Raw genomic sequence first — 22,151 nt, forward strand, 5'->3', positions numbered from 1 at the left:
GGGCTCGGGAAAGCGCGTTGGGGGCAACGCGCTCCACCGCGATGAGGGAGCGGCGGTCATTTGAAATTGTCCTCCGCGCGGTCCATCAGGCTGATGAAGACATCCTCGAGGCCGGCGTTGATCCGGCGCCATTCGTGCCGCGGGTCGTGCAGGCTGGTGATCGTGGCGTCGAGGGCGGTGGCGTCATGGCCGCTGACATGCAGCAGGCTGCCGAAGGGCACGACCTGCTCAATGCCGGGCCGGCCGCGCAGGGCGGCGGCCAGTTCGCGCAGATCCGGTCCGCGCACGCTCCAGGTGATGAGCTGCGCGGCGGCGACCACGTCGGCCACGGTGCCGCGCGCGAGCAGGTTACCGTAGGCGAGGTAGGCGAGGCGGTGGCAGCGTTCGGCCTCGTCCATGTAGTGGGTGGTGATGAGCACGGTCAGCCCGTCGGCGGCGAGTTGGTGGATCTCGTCCCAGAATTCACGCCGGGCCTTCGGGTCCACGCCGGCGGTGGGTTCGTCGAGGAGGAGCAACTGCGGCGAGTGGATGAGCGACGCCGCGAGGGCGAGGCGTTGCTTCCAGCCGCCGGAGAGCTGGCCGGCAAGCTGGTGGCTGCGGTTGGCCAGACCGAGGCGCTCGAGGCTACGTTGGACGGCGGCGGCGCGGTCGGGCACGTCGTAGACGCGGGCGATGAAATCCAGGTTTTCGCGGAGCGTGAGGTCCTCGTAATAGCTGAACTTCTGCGTCATGTAGCCGACGTGCCGCTTGATGTCGGGTTGTTGCGTGCGCAGGTCGTAGCCGAGGCAGGTGCCGGTCCCCGCGTCCGGCGTGAGCAGGCCGCAGAGCATGCGGATGAAGGTGGTTTTGCCGGAGCCATTGGGGCCGAGGAAGCCGTAGATCTCCCCGCGGGCGACCTGCAGGTCGATGGCGTTCACGACGGTCTTCGTGCCGAAGCGCTTGGTGACGCCGGTGACGTCGATCGCGAGGGGGGCGGGCGGGGCGGACATGGCGGGAGAGTGGGCGGTGAGCTACCTCACGCCACGGGGCGGCCGACGCCGGAGATGGAGGCGGCCGATTTCATGGCAGCGTCACATCCACGGGCTGGCCGGGGTGGAGGTCGCGGGCGACCTCGTCGGCCAGGGTGGCTTCGACCAGGAAGACGAGTTTACTGCGGTTCTCGCGGTTATAGAGTACGGGCGGCGTGTATTCCGGCTGCGGTGAAAGGTAGCTGACGCGGGCCTCGAGTGGGGTGGGGCGGCCGCTGAGGGTGACAAGGACGGTGGCGCCGGCCTTGATGGCGACGAACTCCGCCTCGGGCACGAAGAAGCGGACCTTGAGGTTCTCCGGGGGCAGGAGCAGCACGACCGGGGCGCCGGCGGCGACGAATTCGCCGGCACGGTAGAGGGTGTCGGCGATGAGGCCGGCGCGCGGGGCCGACTGGCTTTTCTGGGCCACGGCCCAGCCGGCGCGGTCGAGGGCGGCCTGGGCGGCGGCGGCCTCGGCCTCGGCGGCGGCGACGACATCCGGGCGGGCGCCGAGCTGCGCGGTGACGAGTTGCGCGGCAATTTCCGTGATCAGGGTGGTGTTGGTCACGTGGTTCAGGCGCACGCGGTCGTAGTCGTCGTCGGAGAGCACGGCGGTCTCGCGGAGCTTGGTGGCGCGGGCGAGTTCGAGGCCGGAGAGCTCGGCGGCGGTCCGGACCTGGGTCAGGCGGGCTTCGAGGGCTGCGAGTTCGGACGGGCGCTGGCCCTTGCGCAGGTCGGTGAGGCGGGCCTGGGCGGAGCGGAGGCGCTCGGCGGCCTCGCGGAGGGCGGCGAGCTCGGCGCCCTGTTCCAGCCGGAAGAGTTCCGTGCCGGCGGTGACGCGGGTGCCCTTCGGGGCGGCGAGTTGCTCAAGGCGCCCGGCGAGGGGGGCGGCGATGGCGACGAACTCGCCCTCGAGGTAGCCTTGGTACGCGGCGGTCCGGTGCGGTTGACAGCCGGCGAGGGCCAGGGCGGCGAGGAGGAGGGAGAGGGCGTTAGCGGGGAAAAAGCTTTTCATGTTCTTTGCGTCCGGCGGGGGTGAGGAGGCCGCCAAAGAAGAGTTCGATGGCGCGGGGCAGGAGTTCGGGCGGGGTCAGGTTCAGGCGGTCGAGGGTGGCGGGTTGCAGGAGGCCCTGCATGGCTTGGAGGAAGAATTCCGTGGCGAAGACGGGGCTCACGTCGGTGCGCACCTTGCCCGTCAGCTGGCCCTCCTCGATGAAACGACCGAAGATGTAAGGGATGTTTTTCTGCCGCATCTCGACGGTGAGCTGGTAGAGTTCGGGGGCGAAACGCTGGAGGTCGCGCAGCGTGCGGGGATTGAGGAGGGCGAGGCGCTGCACCATGCCCTCGGCGAAACCGCGGAGCTTTTCGGCGAAGCCGAGGTGGCGGTTGGCCAGCAGGGCCTCGGCGTCGGCGCGGACCTCGCGGCCGAGCTGGTCGAGGACGGCGCGCATGATCTCCTCCTTGCCGGAGAAATGCACATAGAGCGTCTTCTTGCTCATGCCGAGCTCGGCGGCGAGGTCGTCCATGGTGCAGGCGGAGTACCCGTGGGCGAAGAAGTGCTCGCGCGCGAGGCGCAGGATGCGTTCGACGGCGGGATCGCGGGTGACGGAGGAGGGGGCGGGGGCGGCAGACATGGAAGGCTTAGGAAACCCAAATGGTTTCTGCAGTTTCCAGCGTCAAGCCGGAAGTTTCCATGGGGGGGCGGCGAGGGGAAAGACCAGAGCGAACCGGCCCGGAGATCAGGTTCCACCTTGGTTGGCGGCGGGCGGGATTGCCAAGGGTGGGTTGGGTTCTAGGGTGGCGTGATGTCCTCCCGCGTACCCATGCCGGTCCTGTTGTTCGATGGCGAATGCGGGCTGTGCAACCACATCGTGCGGCTGATGCTGCGGGCGGATCGGGCCGGGCGGTTGCGGTATGCGCCGTTGCAGGGAGCGGAGGCACAGGCGTATTTGCGGGCGCAGGGGCTGCCGACGGCGGATTTCGACTCGCTGGTGTTTGTGGCGGATTGGACGGATCCGGTACCGGGCGGGTATGCGTTGCGCACCGACGGGGCCCTGGCGGCGGCCGCGGTGGTCGGTGGGGCCTGGCGACCGGTCACGTGGCTGCGGGTGTTGCCGCGGGGCCTGCGGGATTTCGGCTACAAGCTGGTGGCGCGTTCGCGGTATGCGCTGTTCGGCGAGTACCGGCCGACGCCGTTGCCGAAACCGGCGTGGGCGGAGCGGTTTCTCTAGGACCGATACGGCCTATTGGCCTTAGGGGATAAAATAAAAAAGGCCGGACGAATCGTCCGGCCTGGGAAATGACAACTGGGGCGAAGGCTTATTCGCGGCCGTAGCCGCCGCCGCCGTCGCCGCCGCGATCGCCACGGTAACCGCCGCCGCCACCGCGATCCCCGCGATAGCCGCCACCGCCGCCGCGACCACCGCGGAAGCCGCCGCGACCACCGCGACCGCCACCGCCGAAGCCGCCGCGACCGCCGCCGCCGCCATAACCACCGCCGCCGCCGGGAGGACGTTCCTCACGCGGACGGGCGATGTTCACCGCGAGGGCCCGGCCCTCGATCTGGTGGCCGTGGAACTTCTCCACGGCCTGTTGGGCCTCTTCGCCGCTGCCCATGGTGACGAAGGCAAAACCACGCGAACGGCCGGTGAACTTGTCGAAGATGATCTCGACGACGCTGACGGTGCCGACCTCGCCGAACAGGGCCTCGAGGTCCTGCGCGGTGCTGGCGAAGGGGAGGTTCCCCACGTAGAGCTTGGAGTTTTCTGACATGTAATGATGCGAGCGGATGCTGCTGCCTGGCCGCCCGTCCCCGGCTGTCGGATTTCAAATCATCACTGAACAGGGCGCTCACCTGACAATTTTCCGTGGCGGCAGGATACTGACAAACAACCAACCCAACGGCGCGAGGCTGGCCGCGCCGAGGTTGTTAGCAAGCGATTATTGACCGGCCCGCCGGGGTGGGCGGAGGCGCCGCCGGCCGGATTCTCCCTCTGAGAAAATGAATTCTCCCTCTAGAAAATCGTTGCATTGGGGTAAGCGGCATCTATGACGAATGCCACTATGGCTAAAAAAACCACCCGTAAACCCAACGCCGCTTTCATGAAGCCGGTCACTCCCGATGCCGCCCTCGCTCCGATCGTCGGCTCGAACCCACTGCCCCGCACTGAGCTCACCAAGAAGCTCTGGGCCTACATCAAGAAGCACGGCCTGCAGGACAAGAAGAACAAGCGCAACATCAACGCCGACGCCGCCCTCAAGGTTGTGTTCGGTGGCAAGGCGCAGGTCAGCATGTTCGACATGACCAAGCTGGTCAGCAAGCACGTCAAGTAAGCTTCGCTTCAGCGAATCCCTTTGAAACCGCCGTGGAGCAATCCACGGCGGTTTTTTTTGCGCACGGAGGGGCGCGAGCTTGCCCGCGCTCCGGCGGTTCGCTGGCATGACGGGCCATCCCACTCCGGCGCGAGCGAGTTCGCTGGCCCACCCTGACCCATGAAGCCCGACTCCTCCCTCCACCGCCGCGCCCTGCTCGGGCTGCTGCTGGCGAATCTCCTGTGGGGGCTGAGCTTTCCCGTGGTGAAGGCGATGGTGCACACGCAGGAGCAGTTGCTGCCGGGCAGCGGCAACTGGTTCATCACCGCGATGACGGTGGGGCCGCGCTTCCTGCTCGCCACCGTGGTGCTCGCGCTCGTGGCGGGCGCCAAGCTCCGCGGGCTCACGCGCGGGGAACTGCGCCAGGGCGCGTGGCTCGGCCTCGCCAATGCGCTGGGGTTGCTGCTGCAGGTGGACGGGTTGCAGTTCACCTCGGCCTCGGTGTCGTCATTCCTCACGCAGTTCTACGCGGTGTTGATCCCGGTGGTGGTGGCGCTGAAGGTGCGCCGCGCGCCGGCGCCGGTGGTGGGGGCGTGCGTGCTGCTGGTGCTGGCGGGAGTGGCGATCCTCGGGCGGTTTGATTTCCACGCGCTCAGTTTCGGGCGCGGCGAGCTCTCCACGCTGGCCGGATCGGTGTTTTTCATGGGGCAGATCTTCGTGCTCGCCGATCCGCGGTACGCGGGGAACCGCGCGCTGCCGGTGAGCGCGGTCATGTTCGCCACCGTCGGCCTGCTGTTCACGATACTGGCGCTGGCGACGGCGCCGGCGGCCGCGGACGTGCTCGTGCCCTGGACCTCGGGCCCGTGGCTGGTGTTCACCGGGCTGCTCACGGTGTTCTGCACGCTGGGGGCGTTCATGCTGATGATCCGGTGGCAGCCGGTGATCACGGCGACCGAGGCGGGCCTGATCTATTGCTTTGAGCCCCTCTTCGCGTCGGTCATGGCGCTCTTCCTGCCGGGGCTGTTCTCGCGCTGGGTGGGCTTCGACTATCCGAATGAGACGCTGACCTGGCAGCTGCTCGTGGGCGGGGGCTTGATCACCGTGGCAAACGGGCTGCTGCAGCTGAAGGGGTCCACGGGGTCGGAAAAGGAAGAATCAGGAATCAAGAATTAAGAAACGGGAAGCGACCAAGGCCGGGTTTATCCGTGGTTAAGGAGGTGTGGCTGGCTTTGGGTGGGTGAACCGGCCGTCGCGGAGGTAGGTCCTGGTCTGGTCGATGACCTCGGTGCGCCAGAGCATCAGGGTGTGGGAGTAGGGGACGACGAGGAAGTCATGCATGCCGTCGAGGCGGGCGGACTCGACGGTGACGGCGCCGTCGTTCCGGCCGCCGAGCACGCGGCCGAACACGGGGTTCACGGGCACCGTACCGGCGATGATACCGAGGTCGAAATCGGCGGGTCCGAGGGTGCGCGCGATGGCGTCGTCCCCGGTGCCGAGGCGCAGGAGGTTGCCGCCGAGGAAGTGGCGCAGCAGGGTGTTCTCCTTCGCCACGTCGGCGGCGGTGCTGCCGTGGTTGGGCGGCCCGATCATGACAACGCGGCCGAGGTTGGCCGGGCGGGCGTCCTGGAGGAACTTGCGGAGCACGAGGCTGCCAAGGGAGTGCGTCACGAAATGCAGCTGCGGGGCGCGGCCGGTGTCGTGCTTGGCCAGCTGGGCGGGCAGGTAGGCGCCGGCGAGTTCCTCAAAGGGCATCCGACGGGACGGGTAGGAGAGGTTGACCACACGGTAGCCATCGGCGCGCAGGGCGGTCTCGAGGCGCTTCATCACGTAGGCGCGCATGCCGATGCCGTGCAGGAGGACGACGCAGGCGGGCTCGGGAGCGGGTGCGGCGGTCATGAGGGGAATCATGAAGAGTGCGACCAGAAATTTGAACCACGGAGAAACAGAGGGCAGGGAGAAAGGCAGAGGGATTGGCTCGGTGTCCTCTGCGTCTCTGTGGTTCAAAGGTCTGAGCTGAATCAGGCGGCGGGTCGGGGCGCGCGGAGGCCGGAGACAGCGCGGAGGGTCACGGCGCCGAGCACGATGGCGCCGCCGAGGAGGGCGAACCGGCCGGGGCGCTCGTGGAAGGCGAGCAGCACCCAGAGCGGATTCAGGAGGGGTTCCATCACCGGGATCAGCACGGCCTCGAGGGCGGTCACGTGCTTGATGGCCTTCGCATAGAATAGGTAGGCGAGGCCGAGTTGCACGAGGCCGAGAAGGAGGAGTGCGATCCAGCCGGTGGCGGGCAGCGCGGGGGCGGTCCAGAGCGCGGGGAGGCCGATGACGAAGCCGAGGAGGTTGCCGAGGATGATGGACTCCAGGGCTGAGGTATCCTTCTGCTTGCGCATGAGGAGGGTCATGACGGCGAAGGCGACGCCGCTGGCGACGGCGACGAGGAGGCCGGCGACATTATTCAGCTGCAGGCCCTCGTAGAAAAAGAGCGCGAGGCCGCCGAAGACGGCGGCGATGGTGAGCCAGTCGGCGCGGGTGGCGCGTTCGCCGAGGAACCACGCGCCGAGCAGCGCGATCCAGACGGGGGCGGTGTACTGGAGGAGGATGGCGTTGGCCGCCGTGGTCATCTTGTTGGCGAGCGTGAACAGGACGGTGCACGCGGCGTAGGCGACGGCGGCGGCGAGCTGGAGGGGAGACCAGGTGAAGCGCAGGGAGCGGAAGGTCACGGCCAGGAGGAACAGGGCGGCGATGAGTCCGCGTCCGCCGGCGGCCGCGAGGCCGGGCCACTCCACGTATTTGAAGAGGACGCCTGCGAGGCTCCAGCAGACGGCGCCGGCGAGGAGCAGGCCGACGGACTTGGTGTGGGCGGGGTCGCGCATGAAGCCGCCATGCATGGCGGGTGAGGGCGGCGGGCGCAAGGCGGGGTTGGCCGTGGAAACGGCAGCATCATCAACCCCGCTGGCGGTGAAAACGCGTCGAGACAGCGCCTTGGCGACAAGGCGCTCCACCCCGGGGTCTAGGGGGCGTCGGCTTGGGCGAAGGCGACGGTGATGCGTTCGACGAGGGCGCCGAGGTCGAAGGGCTTGGGCATGAACTGGACGTGGCCGAGGCCGGACAGTTCCCGGGCGGAGACGTAGCGGGCGTTGCCAGACAGGATGATGATGGGCGTGTGGTTGCCGGATTCGCGCAGGCGGCGGATCAGCTCAAGGCCGGTCATGCCGGGCATGGTGTGGTCGGTGATGATGAGATCGAAGGACCGGGTGGAGTCGGCGAGGTGGTCGAGCAGGGCCTGGGCGCGGTCGAAGGTTTGCGGGGCGTAACCCTGGCGGGTCAGGCCGCGTTCGGCCATGAGGGTGATCGAGGGCTCGTCGTCAACGAAGGCGATGCACTGGCCGCGGCCCCGGGCGCTCAGGCCAAGCTCCTCCTCGCTCTCGTCGGGGTCCGGGGCGACGGCGGGCAGGAGGACCTCGAAGGTGGTGCCGCGGCCGACCTCGGTATGGACCTGGATGGCGCCGCCGTGGGCGAGGACGATGCCGAGGATGATGGACAGCCCCAGGCCGGTGCCCTCGCCGGTGGGCTTGGTCGTGAAGAAGGGTTCGAACATGCGCGCCAGCACATGCGGCGGGATGCCGGTGCCGGTATCGCTGACCTGGAGGCTGAGGTAGTCGCCGGGTTCCAGGGTGCCGGCGGTGGCGCGGAGGACCTGCCCGAGGGTGACGGGTTTGAGCGCGATGTGGAGGCTGCCGCCGCTCTCGCGCATGGCGTGCGCGGCGTTGCCGCCGAGGTTGAGCACGATCTGTTGCAGGTCGGTCGGGTTGGCGAGGACGGCCAGGTCGTTGCGGTCGATCGACAGCTCGAGCTTGATGGTGGAGGGGATGCTGGCGCGCAGCAGGGAGGTGACCTCGGCAATGAGGAAGGAGAGGACGACCTTCTCGCGGTGGGAAGGTTCGCGGCGGCTGAAGGAGAGGATGCGCTGGACGAGGTCGGCGGCGCGCTGGCTGGCCTGGCGGATCTGCTCGAGGCTTTCCGCGGCGGGGTGCGGGGCCGGGGCGAGGTCGGCGGCGAGGTCGGTGTGGCCGATGATGGCGGTGAGGATGTTGTTGAAATCGTGCGCGATGCCGCCGGCGAGGGTGCCGAGGGTCTCCATTTTCTGGATTTGCGAGAGATGTTCCTCCATGCGGCTCTGCTCGGCATCGGGCGTCTGGGCGGCGGTGATTTCCTCCTTCAGGGCGACGTAGTGGGTGACGCGGCCGTCGCCGTCCTTGACCGGGGCCATGGTGGCGCGCTCGCGGTAGCGGCGGCCGTCCTTGCGGCGGTTCTGGATCTCGCCCTGCCAGGGTTCGCCGCGCTTGAGGGTGGACCACATGTCGCGGAAGACGTCCTCGGCCTGGTCGGGCGACTTGAGGATGCGGGGGTTCTGGCCGATGACCTCGCTGGCGGTGTAGCCGGTGATGTCGGTGAAGTGCTGGTTGACGTACTCGATGTGGCCCTCGAGGTCGGTGATCATGACCATCACGGGGCTGCGTTCGAGCGCGAGGTTGAGCTTCTTGATTTCCTGCTCGGCGAGGCAGCGTTCGTGGACGTCCTGGGTGGTGCCGAGCATGCGCACGGGCCGGCCGGTGGCGTCGCGGGCGGCGACCTTGCCCTTGTTGACGACCCAGCGCCACTGGCCGTCGCGGGTGAGGAAACGGTGCTGGCATTCCCAGCGGGTGACGTCGCCGCGGAGGCAGTTCTCCAGGCTTTGTTTCACGCGGTCGAGGTCTTCGGCGTGGATGAGCTGGTGCCACTCGGTGGTGCTGGTGGTGGTAATGGCGCCGGCGAAGCCCAAAATGGACTGGCCGCCGGTATGGGTGCTGAGGACGTTTTCGTTGAGATCCCATTCCCACCAGACCATGCGGGAGAATTCCATGGCGAGGTTCAGCTTGTCCTGCATCGACTTGATGGCGGAGATGTCGGTGAAGGTCATGACGACGCCGTCGACCTTGTCCTCGGCGGTGCGGAAGGGGAGGACGCGCTGGAGGAGCCAGTTGCCCTCGCGGGTGTGGATCTCGCGGGCGGTGGGGACGCCGGTGGTGAGGACCTCGCGGAGGTGCTGCTGGAGGTTGGGTTCGCCCTCGATCTGGTAAGCGAGGTGGTCGATGGGGCGGCTGATGTCCTGGGGGAGGAGATGGAAAATGCGGGCGATGGCCGGGGTGAAGCGGCGGATGCGGAGGTGGCGGTCGAGGAAGAGGGTGCCGATTTCGGTGCTCGCGAGGAGGTTGTTGAGGTCCTCGCCGACGGTTTTCAGCTCGTGGTTCTTGCGCTCGAACTCGGCGTTGACGGTGTAGAGCTCCTCGTTGACGGAGTGGAGTTCCTCGTTGGTGCTCTGGAGTTCCTCGTTGGCGGCGAGGAGTTCCTCGTTGGTGGCCTGGAGTTCCTCGTTGCTGGTCTGGAGTTCCTCGACGGTGGCCTGGAGGTTCTCCTTGGTGGAGTGGAGCTCGATCTCGAGATCCTTCACGCGGCTGCCGAGGGCGTCCTGCGGGGCAAAGTCGTCGGCCTGGATGCCGGCGAGGGGTGGCGGGGCGGTGCGGGGGTTGCGGAAGATGACGTGGACGAGGCTGACGCCGTTGCGTTCGTCCGGGATCGGGCGGACGAGGACATCGAGGAGGTTTTCCTCGGTGCCCTGGCGTTGGCGCACGCCGAGGGCCTGGGCCTCGGCGCCGGACTTGATGGCCTTGGGGATGAGGGTGGAGAGGGCGAGGCGGAGGTCGCCGTCGGTGCGGTTGTAGAGGTTTTCGTGGGAGCGGCCCTCGGGGGGCAGGAGGTAGCGGCTGGATTCCTGAAAGTACTGGATGATCTCGCCGTTCTCGGCGGCGAGGAAGCCGGCGGGCATGGTCTCCTTGAGGAGGTGGTCATAGGCCTGCAGGAGGCTCCGGTTGACGGTGATGGTGGAGGGCAGGCTGCCGGGCAGGGGGCCCGTGGTCAGGCGGAGGGTGCGGCCGGAGGGCAGGCTGCGGATTTCCGGCGGGGCGATGAGGCTGTCGGTGGTCTTGCGGTAGAGCTTGAAGCGGGTCGCGATGGCGGTGAAGCCGCCCTCGACCCCGCCGAGGCCCTCGCTGGAGCCGAGGAAGAGGGCGCCGCCGCGGCGCAGGGCGAAGTGGAACAGGGCGAGGACGCGTTCCTGGGTGGCGGGCTGGAAGTAGATCAGCATGTTCCGGCATGTGATCAGATCGAGCTTGGTGAACGGCGGGTCGCTGATGACGTTGTGGGCGGAGAAGATGATGCGCTGGCGCAGTTCTGGGACGATCCGCCAGTAGCCGCTGGGTTCCTCCTTGAAGTAGCGGCTGATGCGGTCGGGTCCGAGGTTTTCCAGGCGCACGCGGTCGTAGATGCCGGCCGAGGCGCGGGCGAGCGATTCGCGGTGCATGTCGGTGGCGAAGATGGACACGCGGCCGCGGTAGCCGGAGGCGCGGACCTGTTCGTCGACCAGGATAGCGATGGAGTAGGCCTCCTCGCCCGAGGCGCAGCCGGCGACCCAAACACGGAATTCCTCGCGACCGGGTTCCGCGAGCAGGGCGGGGAGCACGTCGCGGCCGAGGGACTCGAAGGCCTCGGGGTCGCGGAAGAACTCGGTGACGCCGATGAGCAGGTCCTTGTAGAGCTCGTCGAGCTCGGCGGGTTGCTCGACCAGCTGGCGGGCGTAGGCGTTGACGTCGGCGAGATGGAGGAAGCTCATGCGGCGGTGGATGCGCCGCTGGACGGTGGGGATCTTGTATTCGCCGAAGTCGATGCCGCTGGTGTGCCGGAGCTGTTCCAGGACGGGCCCGAAAGTGCCGGCCGCCTCGTGGGCGGACATGGCGTGGGTGGTCTGCATCATGCGCAGCTGCGGGTATTTGGCGTAGGTGATGACGGCCTCGGGCATGCGCTCCGGGGGGAGGATGTAGTCCGCGAGTTGGCTGCTGATGACGCTGCGGGGCATGCCGTTGAAGTCGGCGGATTCGAGGGATTGGGCGATGACCAGGCCGCCGGCCTCATGGACGGCGCGGATGCCCTGGGTGCCGTCGGTGCCCGTGCCGGAGAGGATGATGGCGATGGCCTGCGGGCCGTAGTCGGTGGCGAGCGACTCGAGGAAGACGTTGATGGGGAACTCGAGCTGCCGGGCGGCCTCGCGCTCGGTCAGGGCCAGCCGGCCGCCCTTCACGGTCATCAGCTTGCGGGGCGGGATGAGGTAGATGCAGTCCGGCTCGAGCAGCATGCCATCCTCGACCCGATGGATGCGCATGCGGGTGTGCCGCGCGAGCAGGTCGTTCATCAGGCTCTTGAAATCGGGCGAGAGATGCTGGACGACGACGAAGGCGCAGCCCGTGTCGCAGGGCATGGCCTGGAAGAAGGTTTCGAGCGCGCGGAGGCCGCCGGCCGATGCGCCGAGTCCGACCACCAGTTCAGGAGAGGGAGAGGAAGAGCTCATGGGCAGGATCCGGTATCGGGCGCTGGTCGGCGGGCCCGGGGGCACAAGGGGTCAGAGGGGGGGGAGGGGCAGGGGTGGGGCCGAGTCGGGCATCCGGCAGCCGCGGAGCTGGCAGTCGATGCCGAGGATATGGCTTTCAATCCAGGTGGTGGCCTCGTGGTGAATGTCCCGCAGCAGGGAGACCGGCTCGGTGCCCGTGGTGAGGAGGTGGAGCCAGCTGTCGAGGCGGCGGGCGAAATCGCGGTGGGCGGCGCAGTTGGCCGTCAGGCCCGGGCAGTTGACGCGGTGCATGTAGGCCTCCTCCCGGCTGAAGTGGCCGATGGTGTACTTCTGGAGGATCACGATCAGGTCGATGATCTGCTCGCGGCCGCCGCTGGCGTTGATGGCATCGCGCAGGGCGTCGAGGCGGCGGAAAAATTCCTGGTGTTCCGCATCAATGTGCGGATGACCCGTTTCTAGGCGTGGATTCCAGCTGGGCATGGCGACGTGGGTTGAGGCGGTGGCACGACTCCAGCCGGTCTCTGCACCGTTGCGTCGTTTCGGGACCTATCCTAGCGACAAGCCGGCGGCTCGACTGCGCACATCTTGCTCATCACCGGGCTGGCCCCGACCGTAGGATATGCGCTGTTTCTGTCGCAGAATGGACGGAACCTTTGTGGCCACAGGTCATCACGCCGGGGCCGAGGCGAGAGAGGAACGGAAGCCTGAGAGCTCGCGCCGTGGCCCGCGGAGGCGGGCCCGGGGTTGGTCCTCAGTTCCCAGGGCGCGAAACGGAGGCGAGGGCGTCCCGCACGATGCCGGGGGTCAGGAGTTCCGGGAGGATGAGGGGCTCGGGACGGCCGGGAGCGTAGATCAGGTTGAAGGGGACGGCGGAGCGGTTCCAGCGGGCCAGCTCGGCGGTGATGGCGGGGTCCTTGCTGGTCCAATCGGCGCGGAGGAGGAGGACGTTGCGCTGGGCCAGGTCGGCGAGAACGTCGCCGGAGGAGAAGACGGTGGCCTTGTTGGTCTGGCAGGTGGCGCACCAGCGGGCGGTGAAATCCACGTAGACGGTGCGGCCGGCGGCGCGGGCGGCCTCCAGGGCCGCGGGGCTCCAGGGTTCCCATTTCACGACGTAGCCGCTGGCGCCGGCCGGGGCGGGCTCGGCGGCGACGGGCCAGCCGAGCCAGAGGCCGCCGACGAGCAAGGCGGCGGCGGCGACGCGGCCGGCGGGTTTCACGAAGCGGCCGTAGACCCACGCGGCCATGGCGATGAGGACGAAGCCGAGGACGATCAGGAGGAGGGCGTTGTCGTTGTCCTTGGTCTGCGCGGCCAGCACCCAGAGCAGCCAGCCGACAGTGGCGTAGAGCGGGAAGGCCATGAGCTGCTTGAAGGTTTCCATCCAGGCGCCGGGACGCGGGAGGAGTTTCACGGCGGCGGGGAAGATCGAGAGCAGGAGGTAGGGTGCGGCCAGGCCGATGGCGATGGCGGTGAAGACGAGGAGGGACGAGAACGCGGGCAGGGCGAGGGCCGCGCCGAGGGCGGGGGCGAGGAAGGGCGCGCTGCAGGGCGTGGCGACGAGGGTCGCGAGGACACCGGTGAAGAACGAGCCGCCGTAGCCCTGCTGCATCTGCAGCTTGCCGCCGACGGCGGTGGCGGAGAGGCCGACCTCGAAGAGGCCGCTGAGGTTCAGCGCGAAGATGAGGAGGAACGCGGCCATGCCGAAGACGAAGGCGGGGGACTGGAGCTGGAAACCCCAGCCGAGCTGGGAGCCCCCGGCGCGGAGGGCGAGGAGCAGACCGGCCAGCGCCCAGAAGGAGACGAGCACGCCGAGGGAGAACACGAGACCGTGGGTGATGACCTTGGTGCGATCGCTGCCCGATTGGTTGACGAAGCCGAGGACCTTGATGCCGAGGACCGGGAAGACGCAGGGCATGAGGTTGAGGACGAGGCCGCCGAGGAGGGCGAACGCCAGGGTGGCGAGGAGACCCGCGGGGGCGGGTGGAGCGGCGGAGGCGGGAAGTTGTTGGTTGTTAGTTGTTGGTTGTTGGGTGGAGGGTCCGGCGTCGGTCGTTGCTTCGGAGCCGGGAGTGAGGGCCTGGTCGTTGGGGGTGGTGGCGGCGCCGAGCGGGAGGTCGAAGGCGGCGCCGGGGGTGTCGGGGCGACCGGGCCAGCCGTTGGTGGAAGAGAGGACGCCCGCGAGGCGGGGGGCGGCGGGGTCGCCTTCCTTGGCGGCAGCGAGGGTGAGGACGAGGCTGCCCTGGTCCTCGGTGATCACCTGCGGGGCGGCATAGTCGATGAGGCCGGCGGTGTCGAAGAGGTGCAGGCCGGCCGGGCGGTGGGTGGTGCCGGCATCCGGCGTGAGGCGCACGGTGAAGGTGTCGCCGGTGCGTCGGGCGGTGGCGGTCCAGCCGGTGAGGGGTTGGGGCAGCGTGGGGGCGGCGCGGTCGAAGAGCATGGCGGCAGCGCTGTCGTCGCGCGGCGTCTCGGCGGTGACGGGCAGGGCAAGTTCGAGGGCGGCGTCACCGGGCATGCAGACCTCCTTGCACATGAGCCAGTCGGCGGTGGCGCGGAGGGTGACGGTTGAACCCGCGACGAGGGTTTTGTCCGTCGAGATCTCGACGAAGAGGAGGATCTCGTTCTCGTAGCCGTGGCCGGTGACGATGCCCTTGGCATCCTTCACGACGTGGGGGGTGGGCCAGACGATGGGGCCGGCGGTGAAGCCGGGAGGAAGTTTCCAGTGGAGGGAGGTGGGGTAGCCGGTGCCGGGATTGATCCAGTAGGTGTGCCAGTGCGGGTCGTGGGTGAGCTTGAGGGCGACGGTGAACGGCCGGCCGGGCTGGATGGAGGCCTCGCGGGCGACGAGTTCGGCGGTGACCGCGCCCTTCTTGACCGCGCCGGGCGCAGCCATGATCAGGCCGGGCAGGAACAGCAGCCCAATCGACAGGCTCAGGGCAGGCAGGCAAAGCAGGCGGCGCAGGATCATTGGAGGGTTAGAGTAGGTGGGCAGGGGTTTATTTCAAATGCCGTATTCGAGGGCCGAAACCTGAAACTTGAGACCTGAATAAGAAGGTGGCCCAAGGCGGGATTAACCACTGAGGCACAGAGCTAAGAAGGAAGGCATGGGAGGTGGATCATTGGATCCGCCCCTTTGTGGCTTAGTGCCTTTGGGGTGAAGTGCCGTCCCGCTCAGGTTTCAGGTCTCGTATTCTGCCGGCCCGTGATGTGGGCGAAGAGCATGGACCAGAAGCAGAGGACGACGTTGAAGAGGGGCATCTGGAGAGGGGCGGGGAGGGAGTAGATGCAGGCGGTGACGGGGATCCAGAGAAACCAAATGGCGAAGAGGACGGGCAGGACGCGGCGGGCGTACCAGCGGCCGGCGCGGAGGTCGGCGGCGACGGGGGCCCAGCGGAAACCGGCGTCCTTCCAGGCGAAGCAGAGGTTGCCGACGGGGGTGGCGTAGAGCGGGTTGTAGCCGAACTGGTCGGTGGCGATCTTGCGCGCGACGGTGGCGACGTCGTGGCCGTCGCCGTAGAGCCAGGTGAGGGTGCGGTAGACGAGGTCGACCTCGGCGCCCTTCCAAGCCCAGAAGAGGAGGAAGAAGACGAGGTGCGGCCCGGGGTGGGCGGCGCGGGTGTCGGGGTGGAGGCGGAGGAAGAGGAAGGGGAGGAGGCCGCCGCAGACGGCGGTGGTGGCGGCGGAGAAGGCGAAGCCGCCCGTGGCCTGCCAGCGGGCGAGTTGGGCGAAGAAGCCCGCGGTGGCCGGGATGAAATAGTAGGCGAGGACGACGGCGACCGCGACGGCCTGGAGGACGAGGCCGGGGAGGAGGAGAGCGCGGAGGCTGTGCAGCCCGGCGCGCCAGGGGGCTTCCTCAGCGGCGGGGGGTGATGGATCGGACAGGGGCATCAGGGACGCGAGGTGTAGGGAAGGAAGAAGGCGGAAGGAAGAATTAAGAAACAGGAGACGGAGGACGGACGACAGAGGGCAGACGGCGGACAGACTACGGACGGCGGATCAGGATCCGAGATCGGGACCGACAACCCTCAACAAACAATCCCTAACCGAGGCCGGGCCCTCGCGTCTCAGGGCATCGTGGCCCGCTCGGTGACGGGGAGCTCGCGCCACTGGGTGACCGTGTAAGGTTGGTCGACGCCGCCGAAGGTCGCGTAGCGCAGCGCGGTATCATAGTGTAGATTGGCCTCGCTGCTGAATGTGATTTTCCGCGCGGAAATCGCTCCGTAGATGGTGACGCCGGTGCGAATATCAACACCCAGTGTGGCGGTGGTGTTCGGTGCGTAGATCACCCCGTAAAAGGGGTTCGTAGTGTCCGCATAGTACTGGGTCGTGGTTCCGGAAGAATCACTGAGGAGAAAAACCTTTTGGGGATCGAGGGTTTGATTATCGATTCCGTTGGACGCCTCATCGATCCGGATGCCGCCACTGGCATGAACCTCCAGTGACCCAGTTTCACGGACGATCACGCTGCCGCCGGTGCGAAGGCGCAGGTTGCCGTTCAGATACAAAATCACCGGGCCATTGATGGCCAGAGTGGCCATCTCGTAGGAGCCTGAGCTAGCGACATCCAACGAGCCGTTGTAGTAATAAACAGAGGGGGTGACCGATCCGGCCGAACCAATGGTGACGGTGCCAGCGGGATTGGTGGGCAAGACGATGCCCGCTGGGAAGTTCGAGTTGGCGAACGCCGTGGCGATATCCGGGGCGGGCCAGGTGGAAAATTGCGGCACATACGGACTACGGCTCAGGCGAGTAAGATCAACGGTGGGTGACACAGGACTGGTGGCGCTTTTGACAGTCGCACTACTGCCCAACGAGGTGCGCGGGGCGAAGGGTGAGGTGGAGGAGGAAGGGGTGGAGACGTAGCCATTCACGGTCGTGCCATTGCCGATGGTCAGCAAAGTGGTGGTGCCGGCGGCCTCAGCCGAACCGGCCGCGACCACGGCGGAGTAGTTTGTGCTGGTCCCGATTTGGGAGGCATAGCTAGTGCCAAGCGCACTGTTGTAACTGTCAATCGTGCCGGTGCCGCCGGTGATGGTAAGCGTCGAGCTCGCGCCGATTGCGTTGGGAAAGAGGCTGGCCCGGGTGACCGGGGCGCGAAGCTGGATGCGACTGGTGGTTCTGTCGCCCAAGTTGACGGTGGCCTCGGCATAGAGCATGGGCGCGCCAGTCGAGATACCGGAGGATTGGGCCCAGGTGGCCGTCCAGTAGGTCGTGTTGCCGGGCAACTCGCCGGTGTTTCCAACGAGGCACTTATACCAGACGCCGTCGTAACTCCGGTACGCATTGGCAGAGTAGGCAGTGGTTGAGTTCCAGAGGTAGCTGGTGTTGCTGGTATTGGCCCCTATCCAGTAGGCGGTGGCAGAGGTCGGGTTCTGGTTGATATTGGTGTTCAGGAGGCTGAGATACCAAACGCCATTGTGAAAAACCAAATCGTTGCTGCTATACTGCCTGTACGGCTCCCAATCGGTGGTCAGCCGAGGGGAAACTGACCAGTAGGTAGGGTTGGTCGAAGGGGACTTGTTTATGTTCGCCACCAAGCAACGATACCAACGGCTACTGCTATAGACCACGTCACCTATGTTATAGTTGAAGGCGGAATTCCAGTTCCAATCCGCTGCAGCAGTTGCGGCCAACGACTGAGAAGTGCGCCAGTAACTGGTGTTGCTGACGGCGTTGCCGGCGGAGGAGCTGGCATTGATGTATCGATACCAGGTAGTGCTGCTACGGACGACGTCGCCCAAATAGTAAGTCGTGGCATTCGAGAAGAACCAGCGGGTGGTCCATCCCGATCCAGACGGTAGGTTTCCATCCCATCCACTGTTATAGCGATACCAATTGGCATTTAGATAATGCAGGACGGATTCGTTCGTATACTGGAGGTCGGAAGCCGAGGAGAAATACGGCACGAGTGCCCAGTAGGTGGTATTACCCGGGGCGTTGCTTAAACTCGCCACATGTGAGCCAGCGAACTTGCACCGATATAAGGCGCCACTTCGCAATACCATCTTGCCGTTGTAATAGGTTGAACCGGCAACCCAGGTCATATCAGCCGAAGCCGGGCTGGATTCCTGAATCCAATAACTGCTCGCAGAGCCGGGGACCTTGTTGAGCTGGGTGGTAGTGGCGCGGTACCAGATACCGTCCGTGTAGCTAACGATGTTTCCCGGAAGATAGTTTGTCGTCGTGGTCCAGGCCGAGGGCAGGACATTCACATCATAGTTATCCACACGCAATTTGACGGTGGCCGTAACACCTTGGCCGAACTTGGTCGTGGGATAGGTGATGGTGGCCGTGGCGCGTTTGTTGGTGGTGTCGAGGGTCCAGTCGATGTTCATGCCACCGCTGGCCCAGTCGCCCCAATCGTTCTTGTTGAAGGCACGGAGGGCTTCCTCAATGCCTGACTCGGCCAGCTGGCGGCTGAGGTCGGATTGGAAGGAGCGATTGCTGAGCTGCATGGCGCGGTTGCAGACGGCGATGTAGCTGCCGAGGATGATTGCCAGCACGGCGACAAAGCAGAGCGTGACAAGTAGCACCGCGCCGCGGGCGGACAAATGCCGGTTGGAACCACGGATGATCATTGCAGGAAGGCCCGGTTGCGGAGGGCGACGCGGCTGGAGGACTCACGCTGGACCGGGGTCTGGGTGTTGCTGGCGGCCACGCCGAGGCGCGCGGCGAATTCGAGGGACACCAGCTTGATGCCGGGGAGGTAACTGCCGGCGGTCAGCGTGGCGGTCTCGTATTCATTGCCACTGGCGTCGTAGTAACGAAAGCGCAGGTCGTTATCGGCCTCGTCGGCATCGCCGTCGGTGAGGCTCCGCAGCAGGATGAGGGTGGAGGTCAGCGTGTTGCTCGTGGGATTGTAGACGCAGCGTGTGAGCGAGGCGGCGGGCATGGTGACGTTGATGCCGTTGACGGCGACGACGACGCTGTCGGTGAGGTCGCTGTTGTAGTAATACGTGACGGTGTTCGCCGTGCCGGTCCCGGTTGGCATGGTGAGGACCAGGCGGTGGGCGGCGGGGAAGATGGGGGTGGTCGACTGCGTGACGAGAGCAGTGGCCTGCTGGACATCCTGGGTGAAGGTCCCGAGGGCGCGGCGCGCCTGGGTTTCGAGCGCCTGCTGGTTGGCGAGGCGGCCGAGGCTGCGGCCGAGGTAGATGTAGCTGGAGAGGACGGCGGCGAGGACGGCGGCGGAGAGCGAGGCGCCGATCAGCAGTTCGACCAGCGTGAATGCGCGGGAAGTAGTGGGTAGCGAGTAGCGGGTAGCGAGCAGGGCTGGCCCCTTCGACAGGCGCAGGGCGGTACCGGCGGAAGACTTATGGCCACGAAAAGTCACAAGGATGCACAAAAAGGAATCAGGGGGAGATTAACCATCAGCCTGCGCCAAGACTTCGGCCGACAGGCGAAGCCACATGGATGGGTCACTGATCCAAACCAAGGCAGGGGTTGGCCACATCCTGATGTGCCGTGCTCGGCACCCGGGACCAGTCGCCCAGCCTGCGCTGTGGCTGGAAAAACACGAGAAGCGCAAAAATATGATCCGAAGCCAACATGGCGGATGCGGGCAAATTCTCCTTTTGCGTGTTCTGTGCTTTTTGTGGCCATGACAGTTTGGGGATCGAACTCAGGAACGCTGGATGGCGTGGTTGAGGCCGTATTTGGTGAACCACGTGGTGCTGCGGCGGGTGTAGGTGCGGGCGATGGGAGCGCTGCCCTGGAAGGAGAGACGCTGAAGCCAGGTGCCGGTGGCCGTGGCGGCGGCGGTGGTCGTGCCGCCCTTGGTCCACTCGATCGTGAAGGAGATTTCCTTCATCTCGCTCGCGATCAGGTCGACGGTGGTGCGCTCGAGTGAAAGCACGACGCCCTCACGGTTTACGATATCGGTGGAAAGCGCGGTGGTGGTGGCGGTCCAGAAGCCAGTGTCGGTCGGCAAGGTGTTGGCGGGGGAGGCGACCGTGCAGCGGTACCAGGCGCCGTTGTAGGTGACGACTTCGTTGACGGCGTAGTTTCTGCCGCCCACCCAGGTCGGCCAGAAGGTGCAATCGATGCCTACCGTGACGTCGGTGGCCGTCGCCGGCATGCTGGTCCAGGAGATGAGCCGGAGTTTCTCCATCTCGTGGTTGAGAATCTGGGCGGCGAGGGTCTGGCGGCGGGCGGTGGCGAGCATCTCGGAGCCGATGGTGACGGCCTGGATCATGCCCATGAAGCCGACGACGAGGATGACGGAGGCCATCATCACCTCGACGATGGTAAACCCTGAAGAAGTAGCGCGTAGCGGGTAGCCCTTCGACAAGCTCAGGGCAGGCAGGGCTGAGGACGGCTGGCAGACGACAGACGGCGGACGACAGACGACGGAATCGGGCAACCGCGATGGAGCTCGCAGGAAGGGGGGAGATGGGCGGCAAAAACTCACAAGACTTTGTTAACCACGGGATACATGAATTACGCGAAGGAGTAGCCACAAAAAGCACACGAAGCGCAAAAAGAAACCAAGGCGGGGTTCGGCGACGCCGCCCTACAGCGAGGCAAGCGGGACGAGGGCGACTTGGCTCCGTTACGATCCCAAACACCCGCAACCAACAACCAACAGCTGCGCCCTGCTCAATAGGAGCGGGTTACGATCGCGCCGGTTTTGTCCTGGAAGACGAGGAGCCGGTGGGCGGAGTCGAGTTGGGACAAGGTGATGCCCTGGGGAATGGAGATTTCCTGTTTCTCGTGGACGAGTCGGCCATTGATCAGGACGCGCGGCGGGTTGACGGCGCCGATGGTGAGGTTGACGACCCAGTAGAAGAAGGTGCGCGTGGGCGGCGGGGTGCCGTCGGGGGAGGCGCCGCGGATGACGATGCCGCCGGGGAGGGTGACGGGGGCGAGGACCTCGACGGTCTGGGCAACGGCGGTGGCGCGCACGGCGTTGACGGGGGCGGCGGGGGGCAGGGTGCCGGCGGCGGCCGCGGCGGCCTGTCTTTCCTGGAGGGCGAGGAGGCGGGCGGCGTTGGCGGCGCGTTCGTCCTCGGGGGAGAGCGGCTCGCCGGGTTTGGCGGCCTTGCCGGGGGCGGCGGGGCCGGCCTTGGCGGCGTCGGAGGCAAAGGGGTTGTACGCGGGGCGCGAGCTGCTGCCGGGGGCGGTGCCCTTGGCCTGGTTTTCCTCTTGGGCGATCATGCCGTCGAGGAGGCCGGCGCGGGCGTTGTTGGCTTTCACGACGTCGTCGGTCTTGCCCAGCGCCTGGGCGGGGATGGCGAGGATCTGGTTGACGGCCTTGAAAGGGGTGGGGCCGCGGCCACCGCCGAGGCCACTGCCGGCGGCGCCACTGCCGAAGGTGTCGGCACCGGCTCCGGCGGAGCCGGGCTGGCTGCCCTGCAAGGCCCATTGCCGGGCCTTGGGGTTCAGGGCCATGAGCATGACGTAGCCGAGGATGAGCAGCACCGTGAAGCCGAAGAGCATCTTGAAGATGCAGCCGAGGTTCTTGATGAGGGCGGGCGAGGGAATGAACGACTTCGACTGCGGCATCGCGTAGTCGATCGGCGTGAGGACGGGCGCCGGGGGCTTGGGGGCGTCGGCGGCCGGGGCCGCGGGTGCCGCGGGATCGGCCGGGGTGGTGGGCGCGGCGGGGGTTGCTGGGGTCGCCTGAGGCTGACTATCAGCGGGCGTGACCGAAGCGTCGGGAAGGGGCGCGGGTTGGTCCGCGGCGGGATCTTTTTCAGATTCGCTCATCGCGAAAGGCGAGACCTGAGATCCGGGGCTTGAAACCTTCCTGTTGCTCCCTGCTGGGTGCCCGGGATGAGTCGCGCAGCTGGCGCTGCCACTCGGAAATCTGAAACCTGAGACCTGAAAGACTGATGCACAGAGAGGGAGATCATCGGGCGCCAGATCGGAACTCAGGTTTCGGCCTTCACAGTTTCAGTGGCAGCGTGAGCTCGGCGGCGTTGAGGCCGAGGGTGAAGGCGTCCGGGGAGATTTTGCGCACCTGGATGAAGATCGGGGTGTCGCGGCCGGGGGTGGGGATGGGGATCACGTCGCCGGCCTTGCAGACGATGGAGTTGACGATGAGGTGCGGGAGGCCGTCGCGGACGACGAGGCCGGAGATGCGCAGGGCGGGGCCGATTTTGGCGAGGGTGTCGGCGTCGCTGAGGTCGGGGGCGTCGGGCACGAGTTCAGTCTCGGGTGGCGGGGCGGCGAGTTCGGTGAGTTCGACGCCGCTGTAGAACGGGTTGGGCAGGGAGGCGGGCAGGGGCTGGGGGTTAAGGCGGCGGCCAACGGTCTCGGCGATGCGCTGCTCGGTGAGGGAGTAGCGGGCGGCGACCTTCTTGAGGGTTTCGGTGACGGCGGTCGGGGCCTGCGCGAAGGCGGGGCCGGCGGCGAGCGCGAGGAGGAGGGCGAAAGTCGGAAGAGACGGCTTCATGGGC

Annotated in this window: 18 protein-coding genes; 3 read left to right on the forward strand and 15 right to left on the reverse strand. The window is 66.8% G+C overall.

Annotation, left to right across the window (positions count from 1 at the left end; genetic code table 11):
- Window positions 1-56 precede the first annotated feature (56 nt).
- The 3 genes from Verru16B_RS07480 to Verru16B_RS07490 all read right to left on the reverse strand — a co-directional run bounded on the left by Verru16B_RS07480 (window position 57) and on the right by Verru16B_RS07490 (window position 2,641).
- Window positions 57-989, reverse strand: a complete 933-nt coding sequence (locus tag Verru16B_RS07480) for an ABC transporter ATP-binding protein (protein ID WP_069961696.1) — start codon at window positions 987-989, stop codon at window positions 57-59.
- A gap of 70 nt (window positions 990-1,059) precedes the next feature.
- Entirely contained in the window at window positions 1,060-2,022 is a 963-nt protein-coding gene (locus tag Verru16B_RS07485) for an HlyD family secretion protein (RefSeq protein WP_069961697.1), read from the reverse strand.
- A complete protein-coding gene (locus Verru16B_RS07490) occupies window positions 2,000-2,641 on the reverse strand; it encodes a TetR/AcrR family transcriptional regulator (protein WP_069961698.1) in 642 nt (213 codons plus the stop codon). The genes Verru16B_RS07485 and Verru16B_RS07490 overlap by 23 nt, the downstream gene beginning before the upstream one ends.
- A 171-nt stretch (window positions 2,642-2,812) precedes the next feature.
- Here Verru16B_RS07490 and Verru16B_RS07495 point away from each other — a divergent pair, with 171 nt between their 5' ends.
- Entirely contained in the window at window positions 2,813-3,238 is a 426-nt protein-coding gene (locus Verru16B_RS07495; RefSeq protein ID WP_069961699.1) for a thiol-disulfide oxidoreductase DCC family protein, read from the forward strand.
- A gap of 88 nt (window positions 3,239-3,326) precedes the next feature.
- On the opposite strand, the gene Verru16B_RS19105 is transcribed toward Verru16B_RS07495, so the two are convergent.
- Complete coding sequence (locus Verru16B_RS19105) at window positions 3,327-3,779, reverse strand: RNA recognition motif domain-containing protein (RefSeq protein WP_069961700.1); 453 nt, start codon at window positions 3,777-3,779, stop codon at window positions 3,327-3,329.
- Window positions 3,780-4,109: 330 nt separating this feature from the next.
- Between Verru16B_RS19105 and Verru16B_RS07505 the strand changes: the two genes are divergently transcribed.
- Both Verru16B_RS07505 and Verru16B_RS07510 read left to right on the forward strand, forming a co-directional pair.
- Complete coding sequence (locus Verru16B_RS07505; RefSeq protein ID WP_218918822.1) at window positions 4,110-4,340, forward strand: SWIB/MDM2 domain-containing protein; 231 nt, start codon at window positions 4,110-4,112, stop codon at window positions 4,338-4,340.
- A 159-nt stretch (window positions 4,341-4,499) separates the two neighbouring features.
- Window positions 4,500-5,492, forward strand: a complete 993-nt coding sequence (locus Verru16B_RS07510) for a DMT family transporter (protein ID WP_069961702.1) — start codon at window positions 4,500-4,502, stop codon at window positions 5,490-5,492.
- Between the two features lie 36 nt (window positions 5,493-5,528).
- On the opposite strand, the gene Verru16B_RS07515 is transcribed toward Verru16B_RS07510, so the two are convergent.
- From Verru16B_RS07515 to Verru16B_RS07565, 11 genes are all read right to left on the reverse strand, one after another.
- Complete coding sequence (locus Verru16B_RS07515; protein WP_069961703.1) at window positions 5,529-6,227, reverse strand: esterase/lipase family protein; 699 nt, start codon at window positions 6,225-6,227, stop codon at window positions 5,529-5,531.
- 110 nt (window positions 6,228-6,337) lie between these two features.
- The gene (locus Verru16B_RS07520) at window positions 6,338-7,318 is read right to left on the reverse strand and encodes a DMT family transporter (protein WP_237023487.1); all 981 of its coding nucleotides are present in this window, start codon (window positions 7,316-7,318) and stop codon (window positions 6,338-6,340) included.
- An 8-nt stretch (window positions 7,319-7,326) separates the two neighbouring features.
- On the reverse strand, window positions 7,327-11,757 hold the full coding sequence (locus Verru16B_RS07525) for a chemotaxis protein CheB (protein WP_083270185.1): 4,431 nt from the start codon (window positions 11,755-11,757) through the stop codon (window positions 7,327-7,329).
- 51 nt (window positions 11,758-11,808) lie between these two features.
- Complete coding sequence (locus Verru16B_RS07530; protein ID WP_069961705.1) at window positions 11,809-12,237, reverse strand: bacteriohemerythrin; 429 nt, start codon at window positions 12,235-12,237, stop codon at window positions 11,809-11,811.
- A gap of 271 nt (window positions 12,238-12,508) precedes the next feature.
- Window positions 12,509-14,719, reverse strand: a complete 2,211-nt coding sequence (locus Verru16B_RS07535; protein WP_069961706.1) for a protein-disulfide reductase DsbD family protein — start codon at window positions 14,717-14,719, stop codon at window positions 12,509-12,511.
- Window positions 14,720-14,922: 203 nt separating this feature from the next.
- On the reverse strand, window positions 14,923-15,639 hold the full coding sequence (locus Verru16B_RS07540; protein WP_069961707.1) for a hypothetical protein: 717 nt from the start codon (window positions 15,637-15,639) through the stop codon (window positions 14,923-14,925).
- Between the two features lie 176 nt (window positions 15,640-15,815).
- The gene (locus Verru16B_RS07545; protein ID WP_069961708.1) at window positions 15,816-18,329 is read right to left on the reverse strand and encodes a DUF7305 domain-containing protein; all 2,514 of its coding nucleotides are present in this window, start codon (window positions 18,327-18,329) and stop codon (window positions 15,816-15,818) included.
- Window positions 18,326-19,084, reverse strand: a complete 759-nt coding sequence (locus Verru16B_RS07550) for a PulJ/GspJ family protein (protein ID WP_157772326.1) — start codon at window positions 19,082-19,084, stop codon at window positions 18,326-18,328. Before Verru16B_RS07550 ends, Verru16B_RS07545 begins: the two co-directional genes overlap by 4 nt.
- 288 nt (window positions 19,085-19,372) lie before the next feature.
- Entirely contained in the window at window positions 19,373-19,984 is a 612-nt protein-coding gene (locus Verru16B_RS07555) for a hypothetical protein (RefSeq protein WP_069961710.1), read from the reverse strand.
- Window positions 19,985-20,349: 365 nt separating this feature from the next.
- Window positions 20,350-21,459 carry a hypothetical protein gene (locus Verru16B_RS07560; protein ID WP_069961711.1) on the reverse strand — a complete coding sequence of 370 codons (1,110 nt, stop codon included), beginning with the start codon at window positions 21,457-21,459 and terminating at the stop codon, window positions 20,350-20,352.
- Window positions 21,460-21,637: 178 nt separating this feature from the next.
- The gene (locus Verru16B_RS07565; RefSeq protein ID WP_069961712.1) at window positions 21,638-22,147 is read right to left on the reverse strand and encodes a hypothetical protein; all 510 of its coding nucleotides are present in this window, start codon (window positions 22,145-22,147) and stop codon (window positions 21,638-21,640) included.
- Window positions 22,148-22,151 lie beyond the last annotated feature (4 nt).

The organism is Lacunisphaera limnophila (genome assembly GCF_001746835.1).
GTDB classification, from domain to species: Bacteria; Verrucomicrobiota; Verrucomicrobiia; order Opitutales; family Opitutaceae; genus Lacunisphaera; species Lacunisphaera limnophila.

Bases quoted from the DNA above. Each gene is read 5' to 3' on its own strand.
- Verru16B_RS07540 (WP_069961707.1), bottom strand. From the start codon at position 15,639: ATGCCCCTGTCCGATCCATCACCCCCCGCCGCTGAGGAAGCCCCCTGG.
- Verru16B_RS07495 (WP_069961699.1), top strand. From the start codon at position 2,813: ATGTCCTCCCGCGTACCCATGCCGGTCCTGTTGTTCGATGGCGAATGC.
- Verru16B_RS07535 (WP_069961706.1), bottom strand. From the start codon at position 14,719: ATGATCCTGCGCCGCCTGCTTTGCCTGCCTGCCCTGAGCCTGTCGATT.
- Verru16B_RS07545 (WP_069961708.1), bottom strand. From the start codon at position 18,329: ATGATCATCCGTGGTTCCAACCGGCATTTGTCCGCCCGCGGCGCGGTG.
- Verru16B_RS07485 (WP_069961697.1), bottom strand. From the start codon at position 2,022: ATGAAAAGCTTTTTCCCCGCTAACGCCCTCTCCCTCCTCCTCGCCGCC.
- Verru16B_RS07565 (WP_069961712.1), bottom strand. From the start codon at position 22,147: ATGAAGCCGTCTCTTCCGACTTTCGCCCTCCTCCTCGCGCTCGCCGCC.
- Verru16B_RS07490 (WP_069961698.1), bottom strand. From the start codon at position 2,641: ATGTCTGCCGCCCCCGCCCCCTCCTCCGTCACCCGCGATCCCGCCGTC.
- Verru16B_RS07505 (WP_218918822.1), top strand. From the start codon at position 4,110: ATGAAGCCGGTCACTCCCGATGCCGCCCTCGCTCCGATCGTCGGCTCG.
- Verru16B_RS07555 (WP_069961710.1), bottom strand. From the start codon at position 19,984: ATGATGGCCTCCGTCATCCTCGTCGTCGGCTTCATGGGCATGATCCAG.
- Verru16B_RS07510 (WP_069961702.1), top strand. From the start codon at position 4,500: ATGAAGCCCGACTCCTCCCTCCACCGCCGCGCCCTGCTCGGGCTGCTG.
- Verru16B_RS07530 (WP_069961705.1), bottom strand. From the start codon at position 12,237: ATGCCCAGCTGGAATCCACGCCTAGAAACGGGTCATCCGCACATTGAT.
- Verru16B_RS19105 (WP_069961700.1), bottom strand. From the start codon at position 3,779: ATGTCAGAAAACTCCAAGCTCTACGTGGGGAACCTCCCCTTCGCCAGC.
- Verru16B_RS07515 (WP_069961703.1), bottom strand. From the start codon at position 6,227: ATGATTCCCCTCATGACCGCCGCACCCGCTCCCGAGCCCGCCTGCGTC.
- Verru16B_RS07525 (WP_083270185.1), bottom strand. From the start codon at position 11,757: ATGAGCTCTTCCTCTCCCTCTCCTGAACTGGTGGTCGGACTCGGCGCA.
- Verru16B_RS07480 (WP_069961696.1), bottom strand. From the start codon at position 989: ATGTCCGCCCCGCCCGCCCCCCTCGCGATCGACGTCACCGGCGTCACC.
- Verru16B_RS07560 (WP_069961711.1), bottom strand. From the start codon at position 21,459: ATGAGCGAATCTGAAAAAGATCCCGCCGCGGACCAACCCGCGCCCCTT.